The organism is Staphylococcus sp. HMSC063F05 (genome assembly GCF_001837075.1).
Classification (GTDB): Bacteria; Bacillota; Bacilli; order Staphylococcales; family Staphylococcaceae; genus Staphylococcus; species Staphylococcus epidermidis.
Map to the genome: position 1 here is coordinate 1 of NZ_KV831331.1, position 24,056 is coordinate 24,056.

The 24,056-nt window shown below is 33.3% G+C and carries 21 protein-coding genes; all 21 read right to left on the bottom strand.

Annotated elements, in window-relative coordinates; all coding sequences use genetic code 11:
* Nucleotides 1–514 precede the first annotated feature (514 nt).
* Nucleotides 515–2,002: a lysine--tRNA ligase gene (gene lysS / locus HMPREF2576_RS04335; RefSeq protein WP_001833056.1), complete on the bottom strand. Its 1,488-nt coding sequence runs from the start codon at nucleotides 2,000–2,002 to the stop codon at nucleotides 515–517.
* Between the two features lie 335 nt (nucleotides 2,003–2,337).
* Nucleotides 2,338–2,817 (bottom strand): 2-amino-4-hydroxy-6-hydroxymethyldihydropteridine diphosphokinase, encoded by a 480-nt coding sequence (gene folK, locus HMPREF2576_RS04340; RefSeq protein ID WP_001832213.1) that lies wholly within the window; start codon nucleotides 2,815–2,817, stop codon nucleotides 2,338–2,340.
* A complete protein-coding gene (gene folB / locus HMPREF2576_RS04345; protein WP_001832204.1) occupies nucleotides 2,818–3,183 on the bottom strand; it encodes a dihydroneopterin aldolase in 366 nt (121 codons plus the stop codon).
* Entirely contained in the window at nucleotides 3,161–3,979 is an 819-nt protein-coding gene (gene folP, locus HMPREF2576_RS04350) for a dihydropteroate synthase (protein WP_001832209.1), read from the bottom strand. The genes folB and folP overlap by 23 nt, the downstream gene beginning before the upstream one ends.
* A gap of 295 nt (nucleotides 3,980–4,274) precedes the next feature.
* Complete coding sequence (gene cysK / locus HMPREF2576_RS04355; protein ID WP_001832242.1) at nucleotides 4,275–5,207, bottom strand: cysteine synthase A; 933 nt, start codon at nucleotides 5,205–5,207, stop codon at nucleotides 4,275–4,277.
* Nucleotides 5,208–5,543: 336 nt separating this feature from the next.
* A complete protein-coding gene (gene hslO, locus HMPREF2576_RS04360; RefSeq protein WP_001832190.1) occupies nucleotides 5,544–6,425 on the bottom strand; it encodes an Hsp33 family molecular chaperone HslO in 882 nt (293 codons plus the stop codon).
* A 254-nt stretch (nucleotides 6,426–6,679) separates the two neighbouring features.
* Nucleotides 6,680–8,782 carry an ATP-dependent zinc metalloprotease FtsH gene (ftsH, locus tag HMPREF2576_RS04365; protein WP_001832199.1) on the bottom strand — a complete coding sequence of 701 codons (2,103 nt, stop codon included), beginning with the start codon at nucleotides 8,780–8,782 and terminating at the stop codon, nucleotides 6,680–6,682.
* Nucleotides 8,783–9,056: 274 nt separating this feature from the next.
* Nucleotides 9,057–9,596 carry a hypoxanthine phosphoribosyltransferase gene (gene hpt, locus HMPREF2576_RS04370; protein WP_001832216.1) on the bottom strand — a complete coding sequence of 180 codons (540 nt, stop codon included), beginning with the start codon at nucleotides 9,594–9,596 and terminating at the stop codon, nucleotides 9,057–9,059.
* Nucleotides 9,596–10,894, bottom strand: a complete 1,299-nt coding sequence (tilS, locus tag HMPREF2576_RS04375) for a tRNA lysidine(34) synthetase TilS (RefSeq protein WP_002447894.1) — start codon at nucleotides 10,892–10,894, stop codon at nucleotides 9,596–9,598. Before tilS ends, hpt begins: the two co-directional genes overlap by 1 nt.
* 277 nt (nucleotides 10,895–11,171) lie before the next feature.
* Nucleotides 11,172–11,573: a S1 domain-containing RNA-binding protein gene (locus HMPREF2576_RS04380; protein ID WP_002457104.1), complete on the bottom strand. Its 402-nt coding sequence runs from the start codon at nucleotides 11,571–11,573 to the stop codon at nucleotides 11,172–11,174.
* 93 nt (nucleotides 11,574–11,666) lie between these two features.
* Nucleotides 11,667–12,068: a cell division protein DivIC gene (divIC, locus tag HMPREF2576_RS04385; RefSeq protein WP_001832241.1), complete on the bottom strand. Its 402-nt coding sequence runs from the start codon at nucleotides 12,066–12,068 to the stop codon at nucleotides 11,667–11,669.
* A gap of 23 nt (nucleotides 12,069–12,091) precedes the next feature.
* Nucleotides 12,092–12,355 carry an RNA-binding S4 domain-containing protein gene (locus HMPREF2576_RS04390; RefSeq protein WP_002447891.1) on the bottom strand — a complete coding sequence of 88 codons (264 nt, stop codon included), beginning with the start codon at nucleotides 12,353–12,355 and terminating at the stop codon, nucleotides 12,092–12,094.
* A complete protein-coding gene (locus HMPREF2576_RS04395) occupies nucleotides 12,352–13,542 on the bottom strand; it encodes a MazG nucleotide pyrophosphohydrolase domain-containing protein (protein ID WP_001832236.1) in 1,191 nt (396 codons plus the stop codon). The genes HMPREF2576_RS04390 and HMPREF2576_RS04395 overlap by 4 nt, the downstream gene beginning before the upstream one ends.
* Nucleotides 13,539–15,080, bottom strand: a complete 1,542-nt coding sequence (locus HMPREF2576_RS04400) for a polysaccharide biosynthesis protein (RefSeq protein ID WP_002457103.1) — start codon at nucleotides 15,078–15,080, stop codon at nucleotides 13,539–13,541. Before HMPREF2576_RS04400 ends, HMPREF2576_RS04395 begins: the two co-directional genes overlap by 4 nt.
* Nucleotides 15,070–18,570 carry a transcription-repair coupling factor gene (gene mfd, locus HMPREF2576_RS04405; RefSeq protein ID WP_002484485.1) on the bottom strand — a complete coding sequence of 1,167 codons (3,501 nt, stop codon included), beginning with the start codon at nucleotides 18,568–18,570 and terminating at the stop codon, nucleotides 15,070–15,072. The genes HMPREF2576_RS04400 and mfd overlap by 11 nt, the downstream gene beginning before the upstream one ends.
* A gap of 5 nt (nucleotides 18,571–18,575) precedes the next feature.
* Complete coding sequence (pth, locus tag HMPREF2576_RS04410; protein WP_001832229.1) at nucleotides 18,576–19,148, bottom strand: aminoacyl-tRNA hydrolase; 573 nt, start codon at nucleotides 19,146–19,148, stop codon at nucleotides 18,576–18,578.
* A gap of 252 nt (nucleotides 19,149–19,400) precedes the next feature.
* The gene (locus HMPREF2576_RS04415; RefSeq protein ID WP_001832185.1) at nucleotides 19,401–20,060 is read right to left on the bottom strand and encodes a 50S ribosomal protein L25/general stress protein Ctc; all 660 of its coding nucleotides are present in this window, start codon (nucleotides 20,058–20,060) and stop codon (nucleotides 19,401–19,403) included.
* Nucleotides 20,061–20,229: 169 nt separating this feature from the next.
* Nucleotides 20,230–21,195: a ribose-phosphate diphosphokinase gene (locus tag HMPREF2576_RS04420; protein ID WP_001832233.1), complete on the bottom strand. Its 966-nt coding sequence runs from the start codon at nucleotides 21,193–21,195 to the stop codon at nucleotides 20,230–20,232.
* A 143-nt stretch (nucleotides 21,196–21,338) separates the two neighbouring features.
* Nucleotides 21,339–22,694: a bifunctional UDP-N-acetylglucosamine diphosphorylase/glucosamine-1-phosphate N-acetyltransferase GlmU gene (gene glmU / locus HMPREF2576_RS04425; protein ID WP_001832214.1), complete on the bottom strand. Its 1,356-nt coding sequence runs from the start codon at nucleotides 22,692–22,694 to the stop codon at nucleotides 21,339–21,341.
* 609 nt (nucleotides 22,695–23,303) lie between these two features.
* Nucleotides 23,304–23,612, bottom strand: coding sequence for a septation regulator SpoVG (gene spoVG / locus HMPREF2576_RS04430; protein WP_001832195.1), 309 nt, complete (start codon nucleotides 23,610–23,612; stop codon nucleotides 23,304–23,306).
* A gap of 59 nt (nucleotides 23,613–23,671) precedes the next feature.
* Nucleotides 23,672–24,052, bottom strand: coding sequence for a RidA family protein (locus HMPREF2576_RS04435; protein ID WP_002501978.1), 381 nt, complete (start codon nucleotides 24,050–24,052; stop codon nucleotides 23,672–23,674).
* Between the last annotated feature and the right edge of the window lie 4 nt (nucleotides 24,053–24,056).

The following is a 24,056-nucleotide window of genomic DNA, read 5'->3' on the forward strand; positions in this document are numbered from 1 at the left end:
AGGTGTGACCTCCTTGCCATTGTCACCAGACAAAATTAACTTACTTAATTAATGATACATACTTTTCAAAGTTAATGCAACAGTTAATTTTACACTATGTTAAAATTTCTTTTGCAATTGCATAACATTCCGTTCTCGTTTTTGACGACTTTTATATGTTACTTCATTTATCAATATATGTCAACACTTTTTATGATGTTTTGCTATTTTTTGTATCAAATAGTAAAATCCTCTCTTTTCACTTGAAATATTCTAGCATATATTAGTTTTGATTACTATACGATTATTTTAGCAATTTTGTTATATAATTCTCTATTTATAACTTAATACATCTTTCTCCTTATTTCTATTCTTATTCGAGTTTGACACGTATTTTTTCACGGGTTTAATTTCAAACTTGAAAATAAGCGCTGCCTTTAAATATTAAGAAGGCAGCGCCAAAACATAATCAATACAATTAGATTTGTCAACATTACGATGGTTTGTAATTTTTAGCAATTATCACTAATAGAATCTATTTTTGTCTCATGTATGGGAATAGTAATACGTCTCTAATTGACGGAGAATCAGTTAATAGCATTACTAATCTGTCGATACCGATACCTAGACCACCAGTTGGAGGCATTCCATACTCTAATGCTTCGATGTAATCCTCATCCATATCATGAGCTTCATCATTTCCTTGTTCTTTTTCAACAAGCTGCGCTTCAAAACGTTGGCGTTGATCAATCGGATCGTTTAATTCCGTGAAGGCATTTGCATGCTCTCTTCCTACAATAAATAATTCAAAACGATCAGTAAATCTTTCATCGTTTGGATTTTTCTTTGCTAACGGTGAAATTTCAATAGGGTGACCATAAATAAACGTTGGTTGAATAAGTGTTTCTTCAACTTTCTGTTCAAAAAATTCATTTAATATATGGCCATATTTCATATTTTCAGTAATTTCAATATCATGTTCTTTTGCTAATCTAATAGCTTCTTCATCAGAATTAACATTATAAAAATCTACACCGGTAACTTCTTTAACAGCATCAACAATGTGAAGTCGTTTCCATGAAGATTCTAAGTCAATTTCTTCATCATTATATTGTACTTTAGCTGATCCAAACACTTCTTGAGCAATGTGTCTGACCATATTTTCAGTTAAATCCATTATATCATGATAATCAGCATAAGCTTCATACAATTCAATCATTGTAAATTCAGGGTTATGTCTTGTAGATACACCTTCATTACGAAAAACTCTGCCTATCTCGTAGACTTTTTCAAGACCTCCGACAATTAACCGTTTCAAATGTAGTTCTATAGCTATACGCATATAAAGAGTAGCATCTAATGCGTTATGATGCGTAACAAACGGACGTGCAGCAGCACCTCCAGCAATTTGGTGCATCATTGGTGTTTCTACTTCCAAGAATCCTTGTTTATTTAAATAGTTTCTCATTTCTTGAATTATTTTACTACGATTAATAAACGTTTGCGTACTATCTTCATTTGTAATTAAATCTAAATAACGTTGTCGATATCTTTGTTCTATATCTTGTAAACCATGGAACTTATCAGGTAAAGGTCGTAATGATTTGGATAGTAAAGTAAATGACTTAGCTTTGACAGAAATCTCGCCCGTATTAGTTTTAAACATGACACCTTCAACACCTATGATGTCACCTAAGTCAGCCATTTTCCAAATGTTAAATTGATCATCTCCAACTTGATCTTTTCTTACATAAATTTGAATCTGACCTTTCAAGTCTTGAATATGTGCAAATCCCGCTTTACCTTTACCACGTTTAGTCATAAGACGACCTGCAATTGACACGTGGCTTTCGTCTTCTTTTTCATGCAATTCTTCCTTAGAGAATTGGTCCCACTGTTCTTTTAACTCACTTGAAGTAGATGAGCGATTGAATCGATGACCAAAAGGATCAATCCCTAAATCAATTAATTCTTGTAATTTTTGACGACGAACTTGCATTTGGTCGTTCATTTCTTCTGACATAAATTTCTCTCCTTTGAACTTTGATTTATCAATTTATTGTTCCATGTCTTTCTGTTGAAAACTTTAGGAGCTATATATTGTTTCCTAATCAGTTTTAATTTATATTTAAGCCTTTTATTATACCCTTCTTATCTTCATATGTATTGTTATTCAATGAAGGTTGATATTGCATCTAATCAAAGCAAATCTACTCACTTTATTATTCTACAAGACCATCAAAATGTAATAAAGTAATTTATATTTTCATCGAATAGTTGCAACCCTTATAAACTTATTGATTAGCAATATATAAATTTCTTTAATTAAAAGTTTCAAAACCATATTACTATGCTTTATTATTCCTTATATTTTTTCACACTATTATCAGGTACTACTAGTTGTCCGATACTTTTATTAGAAATCGGTTCTATTTGTTTGGTGGCTATATCATTTAACGGGATAAGAACAAACGAACGTTCTTTCATTCTAGGGTGCGGCACTGATAAATTATCTTGTTCAATAATTTGATCACCAAACAGTAGTATATCTATATCTAAAGTTCTAGGCCCCCAACGTATTTCTCTTTTACGATGAAGTTGTTGTTCCGTTGTTAAACAACATTTTAACAAAGATTGTGGATTCAATTCAGTCTCTATCTCAATGCACAAGTTTAAGAATTTCGGTTGATTAGTATATCCCACTGGTTCAGTCTCATAAATATGAGAAACTTGAGTTACTTGAATACCTTGATAGTCATGAAGTATTTTAATAGCCTCATTGAGTTGTAGTTCTCTATTTCCAATATTGCTCCCTAATCCTAAATAAGCTTTAACCATTTAGTCATTCTCCCTCACTATTTCAATCCCAACACCATCGTAATGACCAGGAATAGGTGGGTTTTCTTTAGTGATTCTAACTTTCGTTTCCATTACACGATTATAGTGTGAATTTATATGTTTTGCAATACGTTCAGCCAGATGCTCAATTAAGCATGAACGTGGCCCTTCAACAATAGACTTTACATCTTTATAAACCTCTCCATAATTTACAGTATCTTTTACATCATCTGATTGACCTGCATAACTAAGATCAACCTTTAAAGTAATATCAACAACAAAAATTTGTCCAATATCATTTTCTGCAGCTAATACTCCATGATAACCATAAAAACGCATTCCATTAAGAAAGATGATGTCGTTCATATTCATTCTCCTTTAGAAAATCCATACTTTGGGCTAGTCGCGTATTTAATAATACATTATGAACTCGAACCCCACGAACGCCTTTCATTATACCATAAGCCGTTGTAGCTGCAGTTGCCTCATCTCTATCTGAAGGAGAAGAATCTTGATTCATCATTTCTTTAATGTATCTTTTTCGACTTGTTGCAAGTAAAACTGGATATTCGGTCGCTACTAATTCATCTAATCTTGCCATTACTTCATTTCCTTCTTCTCGTGTTTTAGCAAAACCTATTCCAGGATCTAACCAGATTTTATTATGTGGTATACCGGCTAGTTCAGCCTTATTCGCTTGCGCAAGTAATGATACAAGCATCTCTTCAACAACAGGTTTATCTCTATGACCGTCACCATTATGCATAAGTACAATTTCAGCACCGTATTGAGATACCACATTAAACATATTCGAATCAAATAGGCCTGCCCACTGATCATTAATCATTGAAACACCAAGTTTAAGACAAGCTTCCGCAACTTCACTTCGAAATGTATCAACCGAAATTTGCACATCATATTTAACGATAGACTCAACCACAGGCAATACACGATTCATTTCTTCTTTAAGCGATACTTCTTTATGCGATACTTCTTTATGACCTGGTCGTGTTGAGACACCTCCAACGTCTATGATGTCTACACCTTCATCTATCATCTCTTTAGCACGCTTCACAGCTTGATCAACTGAGTGGTACTGTCCTCCGTCAGAAAATGAGTCAGGTGTCACATTTAATATCCCCATTATTTTTGTTTTAATCATAATTTCACCTTTTTCAATAATATACTCTTAGATTTTTTTAATTTTCAATAATAACTACATTACTAAACACATCTGCTACTTCATGATATCATTCATTTCAATAAGTTTTGAGTATATATTATCGGCATATTAAAAAAAGGTAGCCGATTTTAGATAGAAGCTACAATATTGGTTGGTCTGATTAAATAAAAAACGAAGATTTATTTTATAAAAAGTTGAAAAATCAACGTGAAATACACGCTATTTTAAAACTTTAGAAACAAATCTTCGTCCAAAATGATTTTTAGTTTAGTTTTTAATTATCAAATGAATATAATGGTGTTGATAAGTAACGTTCCCCATTACTTGGTAATACTGTTACAACTGTTTTACCTTTACCTAATTCTTTTGCTTTTTGAATAGCAGCATATATTGCAGCACCAGATGAAATACCTGCTAATATACCTTCTTCTCTAGCAACACGACGTGCCATATCCATAGCAGTATCATTACCTACTTTGATGATGCTGTCATAAACTTCTGTATTTAAAGTATCAGGTACGAAACCTGCTCCCAATCCTTGTAATTTATGAGGGCCTGGTTCACCACCGCTTAATACTGGAGAAGCTTCAGGTTCAATAGCTACTATTTCCACATTTGGATATTCTTTCTTCAATACTTTACCAACACCAGATAACGTACCACCAGTTCCTACACCAGCTAAAAATGCATCAATTTGTCGACCTTCAAATTGTTCAACTAATTCTGGTCCAGTTGTAAGTTCATGAATTTCAGGATTTGCTGGATTTTCGAATTGTTGTGGTTCAAAATAGCCGTGCTCTTCTTTTAATTCTTTAGCTTTTTTTATTGCACCTTTCATAGCTTCAGATCCTGGTGTTAATACTAGTTCAGCACCATAAGCTTTTAATAAGTTACGGCGCTCTTGGCTCATTGTTTCAGGCATTGTAAAAACTGCTTTGTACCCCTTGGCAGCACATACAAATGCTAGACCTATACCAGTGTTACCACTCGTAGGCTCAACGATTGTATCACCAGGTTTAATTTTCCCTTCACGCTCAGCTTTTTCAATCATCGCTAAAGCGATACGATCTTTTACCGAACCACCTGGATTTTGATATTCTAACTTAACATAAATATCAGCTGCATCATCATCAACAACGTTTCTTAATTTGACTACAGGTGTATTCCCAATAATTTGTGTAACATAATCTACAGGTTTTTGTGCCATCCAAAACACTCCTTTTAGTTTTACAATTTATCAATACTTAGTTTTTCTATCGGATATAACTTTATTCTATCAGAATTTTCTAAAAAGACAAACCGTATAGTCTTACTATAAATAAAACTATATACTACTTTGGTCTTTACTATAAGACATTTCCTACAAAAGATTAAGTTAAACGTAAAAAAAGATAGTCGAACGAAAGTGAGGACAACAAATAATCCTCCTTTTCGACGACTTTTACATTACTATATGACTAACTTCTATTAAAATTGAGTGCATAACTTTTAAAATTTATATCCAGTTTGTTTTATAAATTATATTAACTCATCATTTTTTGAACTATTTCATTGTTTCTAATAAATCTTCTAATTCACTTTCACTATACTGATATTTATTACCACAGAAGTGACATACAGCTTCAGCTCCATGATCCTCTTTAATCATGCTATGAATTTCTGCCTCTCCTAAACCTTTAATAGCATTTAAAAATTTCTCATGACTACAATTACATTCAAATTGCGCTGACGTTGAATTTAAAATTTGAACATTACCTTCACCCAAAATTTCATTTAATATTCCTTCAGGTGTAAGTCCTTGCTCAATTAATTTCGATACAGGTTGCATTTGACTAATGGCTTCTTCTAATTTAGTCACCGTTTCATCAGTAGCACCTGGCATAACTTGAATAATAAATCCTCCCGCTGCTTTGATTGAGTTGTCTGGATTAACTAATACACCCAATCCTACTGATGATGGTGTTTGTTCACTTGTGGCATAGTAGTATGTGAAATCATCTCCTAGCTCACCTGATACTATTGGACTCGCACCAGAAAAGTAGTCTTTCATTCCAACATCTTTAACAACCTGAATGGAACCATCAGTACCAACTGCTCGCCGTACATCCAATTTACCTTGATCGTTGAGTGGAAAATGCGTTTGTGGATGGTCTACATATGCACGAACATTTCCTTGAGCATCTGCGTCAGCAATAATTCTGCCAATTGGACCTTTGCCATCAACAGTAACTGTTAACTTTTGATTTCCTTTTAACATTGCACCCATCATAACAGTAGCTGTCATAGTTCTTCCCATAGCGGCAGAAGCAGTAGGCCATGTATAATGACGTGTTTGTGCTTCTTGTACTGACTCTGTTGTGATTGCAGCATATGCTCTTATTTCCCCACCGTATGCTAAACCTCTCACTATATAATCATGTGTCATTGTTAAATCTCCTTTTTAAAAATAATCTATAATTTAAAACTTTTTATTTTTTAATACTGATTGGTTATTATACATCTCTTATTGGCTAATATGAAATCTATTGCTCATACATGTTTATTGAGTATTATAACCATGAGAGATGATAACAATATTTTTACCAAAAGTTTAAAAATGTATTGGTATAAACTATACATAAAAAAGTCCCTTTTCACTCAATTCATACGTGAGCAAAAAGAGACTTACTAAAACTTGTACTATTGTCTATGATTTGGATCGTTAGGATTGTATGGTTTATCGATGTTCGGAGATTGTTGATGACCTGGTTCATTCGTATGTGAAGTATTATCAGCTTCTCTGTCTGTGTTGTCTTGGTTTACTTCATCTTTTTCATGGTTGTCATCATCTTCTTTATCGTCATCTTCTAACTGTTCTTTACGAATGTCGTTGTATGATTTTCCATACTTTCCATCACTATAATCACTATTTTCATTTTTCACAACTTTTGCAGAGTCATAATCTACTTCTGGTAAAACACCATCATAGAATAATGATTGAATTTGTTCTGCAACTAATGTTTCTTCTGAAAGTAGTGTTTTAGCAATTAACTTAAGTTGTTCTTCATGTTCTAACAAGATTTGTTTACAACGTTCATATTGCTCTTTAACAATTCGTTGAACTTCTTTGTCAATTTCATAAGCAATTTGACCAGAATAATTCGGCTCACCTTGCATATCTTTACCAAGGAATACTTGTCCACCACTATTGCTTGAGAATTGTAATGGTCCTAATTTCTTACTCATACCATATTCTGTAACCATAGATCTTGCAATTTGCGTTGCTCGTTCAAAGTCATTCGAAGCACCTGTTGATACTTCACCAAAGTTAATATCCTCAGATACTCGTCCACCTAATAAACCACATATTTTGTCGAGTAATTCTGGTTCTGTCATTAAGAAGCGATCTTGTTTTGGTAACATCATTGCATAACCGCCTGCTTGTCCACGAGGGACAATTGTTACCTTGTGTACAATTTCAGCTTCATCAAGCACCATACCGATGATAGTATGACCTGCTTCGTGATGCGCTACAATATTACGTTCTTTTTCAGAAATTACACGAGATTTTTTAGCTGGACCTGCAATAACACGGTCAGTTGCTTCTTCAATATCGCGCATATCAATTTTATTTTTACCCTCACGTGCTGCAATTAAAGATGCCTCATTTAGCAAGTTTTCTAAGTCTGCACCAGAAAAACCTGGCGTTCTTTGAGAAATAGCTTTTAAATCTACTGTTTCATCAAGAGGTTTATTTTTCGCATGCACATGAAGAATTGCTTCACGACCTTTAACATCTGGTCGTCCAACTTGAATTTGTCTATCAAAACGACCAGGACGTAACAATGCAGGGTCTAAGATATCTGGGCGGTTTGTAGCCGCAATCATAATAATACCTTCATTTTCTCCAAAACCATCCATCTCAACTAATAGTTGGTTTAATGTTTGTTCACGCTCATCATGACCGCCACCTACACCTGCACCACGTTGACGTCCAACAGCATCAATTTCATCAATAAAAATGATACATGGGGCATTTTTCTTAGCATTTTCAAATAAATCACGAACACGACTCGCACCAACACCAACAAACATCTCAACGAAGTCAGATCCACTAATTGAGAAGAATGGTGCACCAGCTTCACCTGCAACCGCACGTGCTAATAATGTTTTACCTGTACCTGGAGGCCCAACAAGTAAGACACCTTTTGGAATTCTTGAACCCATTTGTTTAAATTTCTTGTTATCTTTTAAGAAATCTACAATTTCTATTAATTCTTGTTTCTCTTCGTCAGCTCCTGCTACATCTGAGAAACGAACTCGACGTTTATTACTGTCGTACATCTTAGCTTTGGATTTTCCAAAGTTCATCATACGACCACCACCGCCGCCACCTTGGGCTTGGCTAAGGAAGAAAATAAATAATAATGCAATGATTAATACAGGAATCAGTGTCGTTAAAATACTAACGAATACACTTTGTTTTTCTTCTTCTTTAACTGTAAATTTAAGATTATCTTGTTTCTTAGCTGTATCTGTGATTTTTTGTAAATCTTTTTCATTGTTATATAAAATTGTCGATGAGTAATCTTCATCTTTTTTTGTTTTACCACTTACCATATATACGTTTTGCTCTGGTTGAATTTCTAAAGTTTTTAAATCGCCTTTATTCAACTTATTAACAAACTGAGTATATGTAAGTTGTTTTGGCATATTCCCATTTCCATTTAAAAATGAAAAGAGGCCAAATATAATAACGCCAATAATTGCGATAACTAGCACATTGCGAAAAGCTTTCTGCATGCGTCATTTCCTCCTACTTCCAATAATAAAACTAACAAAAATTGTAACACAACACTTTATATTCAGGCTAGTATTTCAACTTTAGTATTGCATCTACAATTTTGTCGATTTTAAAATGCATTATTCTTTGTTTACTATCTGTTAACATTAATTATCTTAATAGTTTTAATCAATTCATAACATTTTTGAATTGTTACTTTGAGTCTACACTAAATCTACGCACAGTTCATTATACTAACATACTTATTAATTAATACAGATCCAATTTTAAAATCTATTTAGAATAAACTTCTGCTTTTAGTGTGCCTATGTATGGCAGATTTCTATATAACTCACGATAATCTAAACCATAACCAACTACAAATTCATCTGGAATCTTTTTACCAACATATTTTGCTTCGATATCAGCTTTGCGACGGTTAGGTTTATCTAATAATGTAGCTATTTCTAAAGAGTTAACTTTACGTGATTGCAATAACTCTGTAATAGATTTTAAAGTTGTACCAGTTTCTAATATATCTTCAATTATAAGTACGTCTTTATTTTCTATAGAAGCACCTAAATCTTTCAATATTTGAACTTCCCCAGTCGATTCCGTTCCACCATGATAACTTGAAACATCCATAAAATCGATTGATAAATGTGTATCAATACGTTTAATTAAGTCTGCCATAAACATGACTGATCCCTTCAAAATACCAACACAAACGAGTGGGCGATCTTTATAATCCTCAGTAATGATAGCTCCCATCTCTTTACAAATATTTTGAATGTCTTCTTCCGATAACAAAACATTCTTTAAATCCTTATGCATTATAATTCATCTCCATTATTCGAAATCAAAATAAATTCTTTAAAATTTTCTTTAACATATAAATCGCCAATAGCTAACACTGCATTTTCTTGATTAATAATGAGTGGGATGCGCTGACGTTCAGCAAGAGTCACTTTTTTATCGATAAATAAACGACTCACTTTTTTATGACCTTTTTGACCATTTAATTTATACACATCTCCATTTTGTCGGACACGCACAGTAAGCGGATATAACTGTTGTGGTAAGTCAGGATGAATATCAATTTGATAATCATTAAATTCATATGTACCTGGCTTTCTAATACATATACGGTCTAATATATATTGATCCATTTCACTTTTAGCCATTATTATTAATTTATCATATGCAATTTGAATTATCCATTCATCTGTTACGTGAATATTAAATTGAGATTTATCATTTCTAATCTGTTCAAACCACTCGTCATAAGCATGTTGTGGCATTGCTAAATGACAATCTAATTTTTCGAATAACAAATCCATAACTACGCTTTTGATATTCACATTCAATTCATTAAAAGCAGTTCTAGAAAAGGAATAGGTTAAATATTTACTTTTTGAAACTTCGTTATTGATGAACGTTTCAGCTTGTTCTTTTAACGATTGCAATTCAATATCATGCCAATCCTTAAGTTTGAGTAGCTGATGCGCGTTTAAATGCGGGTTCTCGTTAATTGCAGGTATGATGCGTTGTCTAATGTCATTTCTAACATATTTTCTATCTTGATTAGACATGTCCTCATAGTATGGAATTTGGTTCGCATACTGATACGCTAATATTTCAGTTTTTTTTAAATTTAACATAGGACGATACACTTTGTATTGATTAAAATACGACTCATATGTCATACCTAATGAATTACGTGTTGATCTCCCTGTAAACAAACGATATATAATCGTTTCAAATTGATCATCAAGATGATGAGCTGTTAACAATACATCTGCTCTTAATTGAGCTATGATATCTCCAAACCATTCATAACGACGTTGACGCGCTTCTTGTTGAATACTATTACCGTCTGCTACAATATCACTTAAGTCTAAACGCTTTATATAAATGTCAATATGATGTTGATGGCAATACTCTCTCAAAAACGCTTCTTCTTCATATGACTGTTCACGCAATCCGTGGTTAACATGAACACATGTTAATTTACGATATGTATGTTGATAGTCGTTTAATAAGCTATATAATAAACTCATACTATCAATGCCTGTTGAGACAGCCACAACAATATGTGCTTTTTTAGACCAACCATCTGTTTTGATATTCATTTATTCACCTCGTTACTTTAAATGATGCCACTAAATTGAATTCTACGTGATACAATTAAATCCGTCTTCCATAACGTAATATGACTTACTCAACATCAACAAAAATAGGAGTAGGAGAGAATTCAAAGTAATATAATTGAATTCTACCTCCCACCCCATGTGGATGTTGCATATGTTTAATCAAGGACTAAACATCTTCGTAGTGTCTTCCCACTATTTGTCAAAGTACTAAAAACATCATCACTCTGACATTAACGGTCGTTTAATCTATATCATATTAACGTCTAGAACCTTTACCGCCTCTGCGTGATTCGGTTTGACGTTTAATTGACGTTAATTTATCTTCACTATCTTTTAAGAAGTTACTTAATTTTTTCTCAAAGTCTTCAGTTTTTTGAACTGGTTTACCGTGATTAGCTTTACTGTGACGAGGCTTACGAGGGCGGTCTTTAGCTTTTTTTATTGATAAACTAATTTTACCATCATCCGCGATTGATAAAACTTTAACTTCTACTTCGTCACCTACTGATAAGTGGTCTTCAACATTTTCAACATAATTGTCGGCAACTTCACTGATATGAACTAAACCACTTTTTCCTTCAGGTAATTCTACGAATGCACCAAACTTTTTGATACCTGTAATTTTACCTTTAAGCTTGTTTCCTACTTCGATTGACATTTTCTAAATAAATCCTCCTGGTTAGATTCGATTTTATCCTTATTATATTCCTGTTCACGTAATTTCACAATGATATAATCATATTATTTTATTCTAATTGCCTTTTTCGTTTGAAGTCTTTGACTGAGAGGATTTTTTATCATCAGGTAATCTAAAAATGACTTCACCTTTATTACTTAAATAATAATCGTCTCTCGCTATTTTCTCGATATAGTCTTTATCATTTAAATTATTAAGTTTCTCTTTTAAAGCAATTTCTTCATCTTGTTGTTTTTGAAACTCAGTTTCTTTCTCTTTCCTTTCAACTGCATCTTGATCGTTATTATGTCTTTGAATGACAAGCAATACAAGTAGAATGAGGATAATCGCTAAAAGAATACCTCCGAATAAAGCAATACGTCTACGTACAACACGCATTTTCATTTTTTGTCGTTGTTTTTTCTTATTTTCTTGTGACGTATATTGGTTACCGATATGTTCTACTTTTTTATTCATTGCTTGTCACCTCCTTAAGCATTTCACTCTTCATTAATACGTTCTTCTTTAATCAAATCATACATACCTTTTGCATTTTCTTTTGTAGCATGGTCGCTTAATCCTGTTACTTTAACTGTGACTAATTTTTGTCCAAAACGAATAATGAGTTCATCGTTTTCTTTGATATCTGTACCTGCTTTTGCCACATTTCCATTGACAGTCACTCGACCTTGGTCGCTAATTTCTTTAGCTAATGTACGTCGTTTAACTAATCGTGACACTTTTAGATATTTATCTAATCTCATGAATTTTTCTCTCCTTGTTGTAAAAATTGTTTGAGATCATCTTCGTCAAATTGCCTATTTTTTGTTTTATCATACAATTTCAAGAAGTGGTCTGCAAATACTTTCTCAAATTTAACACGAGGCACTTTACCTTCTTTTTCTTTAGCACGTGACCAAATGTCTTTTAAATCCTCTTGCGAAGTTACATGCGCATTACCAAAGATATGTGGATGTCTATGAATCATCTTGGTGTTGAGACTTTCTATAATTTCTTTGATATCAATATATCCTTCTTTTTTACCTATACTAGAATGTAATAATACTTGTAAAAGTATATCTCCTAATTCCTCTATCATATGCCAATCATCTTCATTATCAATGGCTTCAAATAATTCAAACGTTTCTTCTAAAAGATACCGTTTTAATGAGTCGTGAGTTTGTACTTTATCCCACGGACACCCTTTTTCATTATCAACGAGTAAATCAATAGTTTGAACTGCGTAATCAAAATCTTGATAAAGTAATGTATCCTCATTGATTTTTGGAATAAATAAACTTGTAAGATTATTAAAATAATCGTCGTAGCGATCAATTTCATAAAGTGGGCATTCAATTACGTGAGCTCCATCACTATGAGAACCAGTAATTATTTTCACATTAAAATCATCAGGATATCTTTCCATTAAAGTAAGTTTTAAATCGGCAGCTATCATTACGCTATAAACTTGAGTAATTACTGTATTTGTACGAACATTTAAGGCCGATTCTTTTAATGACGTACCATCAAGCAGTGTAAAACCATCATTGGGGTCTACATCAACCGCTTCAAAAATGTCATCAATAAAACTTTTTCCTCCAAGTACCTTCACAGAGATATCCTTATTAAAATGACTATACTCTAATAATTTTACAGTCGTAGTTTCAGCAACTCTAGGATGACCAGGAACTGCATAAACAATATCTTCAGATTGTGCCAATTCTATTAGTGATGTGACAATCGCTTCATAAACATCTTCAAAACGGTCATGTGCTTCATAAATACTATCGAAACTCTCGAATTCAATTTCTTTCTTTAGCGTATTGATGACAGGATGATTTAAGGTTCTAGCATATACTTTAGACTCTTTTTCTAAAAAACGATAGATACCTAAAGGTAACTCATCAATGCCATAATTACCTAAACCAACTATTGTAATTGTATGGGTCATGACCGTCTTCCTCTCTTCATTTGATATAATTTGTCTCCAAAAGGTAAGTGCTTTATTTCTTTGTATCCTAATACATTAAATATAATAATATACAACATTATAATCACTATGCCTATAATTGAGCTAACTATAAGTTCTAGTAATCCTAACATCCTACTTTTTGAAGGTAAGGCAAGCATGACAGTTTGAACAACTATACTCATAATTATCATACCTAAAATAAGTTTAACGATAAATAAAGATATACGATTAAAACGGTAGTACTTTAAGACTGCAACTTGCAATATTATGACAAAAAGTAGTAGTGATAAGACTGTACTCACACTTGCACCCACGATACCCCAAAAAGGTATTAATATAACATTTAAAATAATTTTGGACAGTATTCCTATTATCACACCCATAATAATGGGACGAATACTGGTTTGAACTTGTAATAATGAGATATTCATCATTATTAACGAAACACATATCACTGTAAACATATAAACACTCAAAGTTAGAGTTAAATGATTACTTTTAAAGAATACAACATTCATAAGTGGAAGCAGATTAATTAATCCTATACTAGCTGCTGTACTTATTACTACCGTGATTTTAATTGATGCATTTGCATAACGATTCATATGAATTTGATTATGTTCACGAATTGCTTGAGTAAGTAATGGGATAAGAACGAAACTAAAAGTCGTAGTTACAATCAAACCCATTTGTATAAATGAAGCACCACGATCATAAATGCCTTTTTGAATAATTGCTTCTTTAAAAGCAATACCGCTATGTTGTAATAAACGTATTATTGTAAAACTATCCACAACTTGCCATAAAATAACGATAAGTTGACTCAATGCAAATATGGATATGGAAATAAACAACTGCTTCCATTGAATGGAAGTATTATTAAAGCGATAGCATAACTTAAGTTTAAGTGGTTTTTTAAGTAATAAATATAACATTGAACCTAAAAAACCAATCGAAGATGCCAATATAGCTAATGCTCCTGCTTGATAAATAGACCAGTGTTTCATTGAAAACATAATAATTGCAACAATGATTAAACTAACTCTAATTACCTGTTCTATAACCTGGGAAATTGCTGGTATGGTCATTACTTGTTTTGATTGATAAAATCCTCTTAACACTCCTAAGACACCTATTAAAATAAAACTAAAACTGGCCATCTTTAACATGGGTGCTAAATTAGAATCGCCCATCCATCGGGTAATCATATTCGCAAACATAAAAAGCAAAATAAAGACGATAAAACCTATGCATTGTAATCGAAACATAACCCTTGTATAGACTTCATCGGATCGATTAACACCTATCACTTGAGTCACAGCACTTGGAATAGCATTCATAGATAAAATAACCCCTAGTGCTACGACAGGATATATTTGTTGATAAGCATATAAACCGTCATCACCTAAAACATTTTGATACGGAATGCGATAAATGGCACTTAGTATCTTCACAATAATTAATGCTAAGGTAAGTATAACGACGCCGTTAAACGCCGTCTCACTCTTAGTCTTCATCTTTAATCGCCATACTTTCTTCAATACATCTAACTAAGAATTTCAAACTATCTAACCATTGTTTTGATTTTGTTAGCGTTACATTCATTGCATTATTTTGCACGCCAACTTTCATTGCTCTACCAAGAGGTTGCGTCTGTTTAAACAATTCTTCTCCATTAATATCTTCAGTCGCTTTAGGTGATAAAATGATTTGTATAGATTTGCCTTTGTCTTTTATCAATTCGACACCCGCATGTAGAGCGTGGACTTTGATTTCAACAATATCTAATAATCGTTCGACTTCAATTGGATAATCATTAAAACGATCTATTAATTCATCTTTGACATCGAAAAGTTGTTCTTCAGTTTCTACTTTTCGAAGTTTTTTATAAATCTCAATTTTAGCCTGTTCACTTTGTATATATTCAGCTGGTAAATAAGCATCTAAGTGCAATTCTACTTCAATATCTGGTGCATCCGGCGATTCTTCTTTAATGCCACGTTTTTCGTTTACTGCTTCTTCTAACATTTGAGAGTATAAATCGAAACCAACCGAATCAATAAAGCCATGTTGTTGCTTACCGAGTAAATTGCCTGCACCACGAATATTTAAATCTCGCATAGCGATTTTAAAACCTGAACCTAGTTCGGTAAACTCCTTAATAGCTTGCAATCGCTCTTCAGCAGTCTCATTTAACACTTTGTTAGCTGGATGTAAGAAATAAGCGTAACCAATTCTACTTGAACGTCCTACACGTCCTCTTAATTGGTATAGCTGGCTTAAACCAAAACGATCAGCCTCTTCTATGATTAAAGTATTAGCATTTGGTACATCTACACCTGTTTCAATAATTGTAGTCGTTACTAAAATATCGTACTCGTGATTAATAAAGCTTAACATTGTTTCCTCTAAATCACGTTCAGTCATTTGGCCATGTGCTACAGCAATGTTAGCGTCAGGCATTAACCTTTGAAGTTGTTCTCTTTTTTCATAAATGGACTGCACTTTGTTATACAAATAAAATACTTGTCCATCGCGAGATAATTCACGCTCTAATGCCTCTTTAATAAAGTTCGTATTCTGTTCTAAGACATAAGTTTGTACAGGAAAACGATTTTCAGGTGGTGTTTCAATCACTGATAAGTCACGTACACCTAACATACTCATATGCAATGTTCTTGGTATTGGTGTTGCAGTAAGCGTCAGTACATCAACGTTTTTTTTCAAAGTTTTAATGCGTTCTTTATGTCGCACTCCAAAACGTTGTTCTTCATCAACAATAAGCAATCCCAAATCTTTATATTGAATATCTTTACCTAATAATTTATGTGTACCTACGACAATGTCAACATATCCTGATTTGAGCCCTTCTTTAGTTTCCCTTATTTCTTTAGCTGTGCGGAATCGACTTACCAATTGAATTTCGACCGGAAAATCTTGCATACGTTCAAGTAGTGTTTCGTAGTGTTGTTGTGCAAGAATCGTTGTTGGTACTAAAAACGCAACTTGCTTACCATCCATGACAGCTTTAAACGCTGCGCGGACAGCCACTTCAGTTTTACCATATCCCACATCACCACAAAGAAGACGGTCCATAGGTCTTGCTCTTTCCATGTCACCTTTAATTTCATCGATCGACTTACTTTGATCGGGTGTTAATTCATATGGAAAATCATGCTCAAATGCTGATTGCTCTGCAGTATCTTGGCCGTATTGATAACCTACAGACATTTCACGTTCTTTATACAAATCAATTAATTCATCAGCTATATCTTCAACACTTTGTTGAACTTTCGCCTTTGTTTTTTTCCATTCTGTCCCGCCTAATTTATTTAATCTAGGCGACTTATCTTCAGAAGCCACATACTTTTGAACTTGATCCATTTGATCAACTGGAACGAATAATTGATCAGTTCCTTTATATTGCAATTTAATATAGTCGCGATGTGTATCTCCAACTTCTAGTGTTTCGACACCTAAGTATCGTCCGACACCATGATGCACATGCACTATATAATCGCCCACATTTAGGTCTTGATATGATTTTATTTTTTCAGCATTAGAAATCGTTTTTGTTCGTTTACGTTGTTTCTTTTGTCTTGTTTTAAATAATTCTCTTTCTGTGATGACTACCAACTGCATATAAGGTAATTCAAAGCCTTCAGAAAGACTACCTTCCGTCACTACAACTTGACCACCATCAATATCTTCGTGAATATTTGATACTGTTGGAATATGCATTTCATTAAGCATTGATTGAATACGTTCAACTTTTGTTTCAGTTTCAACAAGAACTACGACAGTGTAATCTTGATGCACGTATCTTTGAAATTCCGAGCGCATAATGTCATATTGACCATAAAATTGTTGAACTGGTTTACAAGAGAACTTAATAATATGTTGTAATGGTACTTGCATCGAAGATGTAAATAATGTGAAATATGCAACGGCATGTTGCTCTAATAATGCGTCAAAACTTTCATACTTCATAAATCCTTGTCCGATAAATCCATTTCCACTCTCAATTAAGTTACTCATAAAATCTTCAACTTCTGTTGTAAGTGTTTCTTCTGTTTCCTTAATACGATTAAACTCATCAACTACAATAATCGCGTTTTTTTGAAAATAGTCAATAAGGGTTGATGGTTTTTCATACATAAATGAAACAAGACGTCGTAACAATTGATGATCGAAAAAGGTAGATTCAAACAACTTAAAACTTTCATATGTCTCTTTTAAATCATTACGTACGGACTTTTCAATTTTAGGGCGTGTATATTCATATGCTTTTTTAAGTTCATTTTGTAAGTGTTGTATCACTTCATCAGTAATAATGTAGTCACTAGCTGTTGTGATTTCAACTTGATTTATATTATCGTTAGAACGTTGTGTTTCTACATCAAAGTCTCTGATGGAATCAACTTCAGTATCAAATAGCTCTATTCTCACAGGTGTTCCTATCAACGGATATATATCTATGATTCCACCACGCAATGAAAACTCACCAATATGTGACACTACACTTTCTCGACGATAACCCATATTAACTAATTTATTTAAGAACGCATCAACATCAATATCCTGACCTACTTTAAGCGTCATTTGATGATCTTTCCATAAATCAACCGGTGTTAGCCATTTTTTAAAGCCGTTTAAAGGCACAATAAATAACCCTTTTTCGCCTTGGGCTAACGCAGTCAACGTTCTAACACGCTCACTCATCAATTGTGGACTTTGAGTAGAAAACTCTTCAGTCATTATATCTTGAACAGGATATTTATAAACTTCTGAGTCATCTACATATTGTAAAATGTCAGTTTCGATTTTATCTGCTTGGTATAAATTATTAGTTACGAGTAGCATTTGTTTATGATCTTTTAAATATTTTTCAGCAATAATTGTTGCCTTCGCTGACGGGGATAATCCCGTAACTAAAATATTCTCTTGGCCGAAGACTTCATCTAATTCTTGAAAACGATTATCTTCGCTAATGTAATTTGCAATCATTGATTTCACTTGACTTCACCATTAAATTCATTCATAACATGATCAAAACGAGAACTTTCAATAAAAGATTCTACAGCTCTTGCAGAATGTTCAATTACCTTTTCCATAATGATCATTTCTTCTTTTGAAAATTTTTGTAAAACATAGTCCGGAACAGACATCCCATTTGTTGGACGGCCAACACCAATTCGAATACGTTTAAATTGATCTGTACCAAGCATTTTAATTATCGATTTCATACCATTATGACCGCCTGCACTCCCCTTTTGGCGCAGACGCACTTGTCCTTGTTCTAAATCTAAATCATCATATAAAACGATCAAATCTTCAACATCGACATTATAATAATCCATTAAAGGGGCTACAGCTTGACCAGATAAGTTCATCATGGTCATTGGCTCAATAAATAATACTTTTTCGCCGTTTAAACGTTCAATAGTATATGCACCTTTAAATTTTTGTTTGTCTAAAGTAAATTGGTGGCGTTCTAGAATATCATCGACAACTTCGAAACCAATATTATGTCTTGTTAATTCAAAACGTTTACCAATGTTGCCAAGACCGACAATGCATTTCATTATTGTTACCTCCACTATTAATATTATGTATCTTCACAAATTTTCAAATGCTATTGCTGTGTTTATTTTAAAATAAAGGACGTAAAAATGATTGACCACTGATATATGTCAACCTCCTCTAAAACCGTCCTAAATAATTAATCATTCCCTATAATAACACAAAAAGCACTATGCTTATTAACATAAGCACAGTGCTCGCCTTTAAATCTGTAATCTCAACTAATGAGAATACCTACTTAAGAGACACGAAGATTAGTCTTCTTTATTTTCTTCTTCATCGTCTTCTTTGTCTTCACCAACAACTTCTGGTTCTTCAGTTGCTGATTCGCCTTCCATAGCTTCAACTTCTTCTTCAGAAGGTTCATCTGTTGGAGGAACTACTGTTACGATAGAATCTTCTGGATTATTTTCGATTGTGAAATCACCAGAGATTTTAATATCAGAAACTGCTAAGCTGTCATTAACTTGTAATTCACTGATATCTACTTCGATAGTTTCAGGAATATTTTCAGGTGTAGCTGTAACTTCTAAGTTGAATAATGGTTGTTCAACTACGCCGCCTTCTTTAGCACCTACAGCTTCACCAACTAATTGAACTTGTACTTCAACAGTACGTTCTTCACTCATGTTGATTGCTAAAAAGTCAATATGAGTGATTTGGTTTTTTAATGGATCAAATTGATAATCTGAAACCATTACTTTAATTGTTTTAGAACCTACGCCTAAATCAATAACACCATTACGTCCTACTTCACGGATTACTTTGATAAATTCAACTTCATCAACTTTAACTGAAGTATTTTTTGTACCGTAACCATATACAACTGCAGGTACTTTACCTGAGTTTCTTAATTGTTTTAGGTCAGAACGTGTTTGTTTACCTTGACGAATGATTGACTTTAATGAAGCCATTCGTATTTCCACCTTTCGAATTTCGAGGTTTAGACATTGGATACGTCTAACCTGCTCCTCACTTACCCATCAACGTTACTGTTGCTTGTAAGTGTTTATTTGTTCGCAATTCTACGAACGATAGTATTATACATGTTGATGTAGGATACGTCAAATTCAATTGTAAATTTTAGTCAAATAATACACTTACTGATTCTCTTTCGTATACACGAATAATTGCTTTCGCAATTAAACCAGCTACAGAAAGTTCTTTTGTATTATTAGGTTTTCTATTCTCTTCTAATTGAATTGAGTTTGTTACTATAAGTTGCTTGATTGCAGAGTTTTCAATTCGTTCTTTCGCTGGCCCAGAAAGCACTGGATGTGTACAGCAAGCATAGACTTCTTTAGCACCTTTATCTTTTAAAGCTTGAGCAGCTAAAGTAATTGTTCCTGCAGTATCAATAATGTCATCTATAATAATTGCAGTACGTCCTTCAATATCACCCACAATGTTCATAACTTCTGCCACATTCGGTTTTGGACGTCTTTTGTCGATAATTGCAATTGGAGTTTTTAAAATGTCGGCTAATTTACGAGCTCGTGTTACCCCACCATGGTCAGGGGACACAACTACACATTCTTCTGGATTAATATCAGGATCATTCTCAAAGTGTTGTGCAAGGATAGGAACACCCATTAAATGATCAATAGGAATATCGAAGAATCCTTGGATCTGAGGTGCATGTAAGTCTAATGCGATCATACGATTGGCACCTGCTGTTTCGATTAAATTAGCTACTAATTTAGCAGTAATAGGTTCACGACTACGGGCTTTTCTATCTTGTCGAGCGTAACCATAGTATGGTACTACGATGTTAATATTTGCTGCTGACGCGCGTTTACACGCATCAATCATAATAAGTAACTCCATTAAATGAAGATTGACTGGGTATGAAGTTGGTTGAACAATAAAAACATCACAACCACGAATGCTTTCTTCAATATTTATTTGAATTTCTCCATCACTAAAACGTTTTACAGAACATTTACCTAATTCAATCCCTACATGATCTGCTACTTCTTGTGCCAAAGGTTCATTTCCTTTAAGCGAAAAGATCTTCATTGATGAATTCTTATATTCATTATTTAACATTTATAGTCCTCCAATTATTTACTTAGACATTTATATTATATAGAAAATAGCGCTTTTTTACTATGATAGATGTACAATCAAAATTATTACAATTTTATAAATTCATTTAAAACTGCATATACGATAGCAATTCAGGGCAAGAACTATTTTTTTAGGTAGCCCTCTTTATTTACTTGTCTTGCACGCGCTAATGCTAAACTATCTTCAGGGATATTATCTGTAATTGTGGATCCAGCTGCAATAAGAGTATGATTACCTACTGTTACAGGTGCTATAAGGTTCGTATTACATCCTATAAAAGCATCTTTACCTACTATTGTTTTAAATTTGTTAGCGCCGTCATAGTTTACAGTGATAGAACCACATCCGATATTTGTACGCTCACCTATTTCAGCATCTCCAATGTAGCTCAAGTGTGATACTTTAGCACCATCTTTAATATCTGCTTTCTTCACTTCAACAAAGTTTCCTACTTTAACTTCAGAACCTAAATTAGATCCTGGGCGTAGTTGAGCGAAAGGTCCAACTGTTGTGTTCTCTCCAACAATAGAGTCATTGATAACCGATTGTTTTATGTTAGCATTCGAATGAATTGTGCTATTATTAATTTCAGAGTATTGGCCTATCCACACATCTTCTTCAATCGTTGTATGACCTCCGATGCGCACGCCCGGTTCAATAGTTGTATCTATTCCAATTTTCACATCTGTTCCAATAAATGTTGAACTAGGATCAATGATTGTCACACCATTTTCCATATGATAGCGATTGATACGTTGTTGCAAAGCCTTTTCAGCTTCACTTAACATCAAACGATCATTAACACCAATGATTTCATCAAAATCTTCGGTACAATAAACTTCAGCTTTACCTCCGTCTTTTAAAATTAAAGACAAAACATCAGGTAAATAATATTCTCCTTGAGCATTATCATTTTTAACTTGTTCTAACTTCTCAAATAGTACTCGATTATTAAAGGCAAAAATACCTGAACTAATTTCTTTAATCGCACGTTCTGAGTCATTTGCGTCTTTCTCTTCAACAATACGCTCTAATATTCCATTATGATTTCTAATAATTCGTCCATAACCATAAGGATTGATAGTAGAAGCAGATAATACAGTAACATGTGATTGTGTACTTTCATGATGTTCAATAAGTGATTGTAAAGTTTGGTATGTAATAAGTGGTGTATCTCCACATACTACTAGAGTAGTTCCTTCTTTATCTGCTAAATGTTCATGTGCCATTTTCACAGCATGAGCTGTTCCAAGTTGTTTATCCTGAAAACTATATAATGATTGATTACCCAATGTATCTTTCACACTCTCAGCGCCATGACCAATAATAGTTACAATTTGATCAACGCCAGCTTGTTTTACGTTGTTAAGCACATGTTCAACCATTGGTTTGCCAGCAACCTCATGGAGCACTTTATATTTCTTTGATTTCATTCTTGTGCCCTTACCTGCTGCCAGAATAATCGCATGTCTTTGCATGAATGCTAACCCTCCATTAAAATTTACACTTCATAGTTATTATAGTTGAATAACAAAGAGAGTTTCAACTTATAAAAGGTTTTGTTAATCATTCATTAAAGGTTTGATAATTTTAGAAATTCAAATAAGTTGTTATGCTTTAATAAGGAAAACGAGGTCATCAAACCCAACAGTTACATTACATATTCAACCTCTTTATTAATCATTGGTATTTTATTTCAGTGTCTAAATCATCATATTATCAATCATAATTTATGACGATAAAGTTATAATCATACAGACATATTAATTACGTCTATCATAAGTAAATTTTTATAGATGAATTGTTGTCAGAGAAACATATCAGTATTTTACTTCTATAATTCTTATTTATCGTTAAATGTTTATTTCGTTTTCGTTTATGGAAATACAAAGTACATTAAAAATAACGGAGGGACTACAACTTCAATAAGAAGTCGCAGTCCCTCCCGAACAATATGGTATAAATTTCAAGTAATCCATTACACAATCATTACTAATTTTGCCATTGACTAACAATACATTAAAATGCCTGAGACAATATATCATCAATGTCCCAGGCTTATTTTATAAATGAATACATTTCTTTAATTAAGCTTCGTCTGATTCTTCGTTATCTGAAGTAGCATTTTTGTCTGGAATAACTTCATCAGTTTCATCATATACTTTCATCACTGCATCTTGGATTTCTTGTCTCATATCAGAATTGATAGGATGCGCGATGTCACGGAATTCACCATCTGGTGTACGTTTACTTGGCATTGCGACGAAAAGACCTGAGTTTCCTTCAATTACACGTAAATCATGAATTACAAAAGCTTCATCTAGCGTAATGGAAACGAGTGCTTTCATTCTGCCGTCTGTTTGTATTTTTCTAAGTCTTACATCTGTCACTTTCATGTAGTGAGCCCCCCTAGTATATCTTTATGTTATTAGAAGCTTGACAACTTTTAAGAAAATTATAATTCCTTCACTTTACCTATCAATTCAATTTCTACCTTTACGTCTTTAGGCAACCGTGACACTTCAACACAACTACGAGCTGGTTGGTGTTCGACGAAATAGTTTCCATAGATTTGATTAATTTGTTGAAAATCATTCATATCAGAAATATAGATTGTCGCTTTAACAACAGAATTCAAATCAGAACCTGCTTCTTTTAATACCACAGTTAAATTTTCTAAAACTTGCTTAGTTTGTTCTTGAACATCATCGCTAACAATTGTTCCATCAAGTGTGAGTGGAATTTGACCTGATGTAAAGACAAAACCGTTTATAACAGTTGCATGCGAATATGGGTCTAGTGCTTCGGGTACCTTATCTGAGTTGATTATTTTCATGATG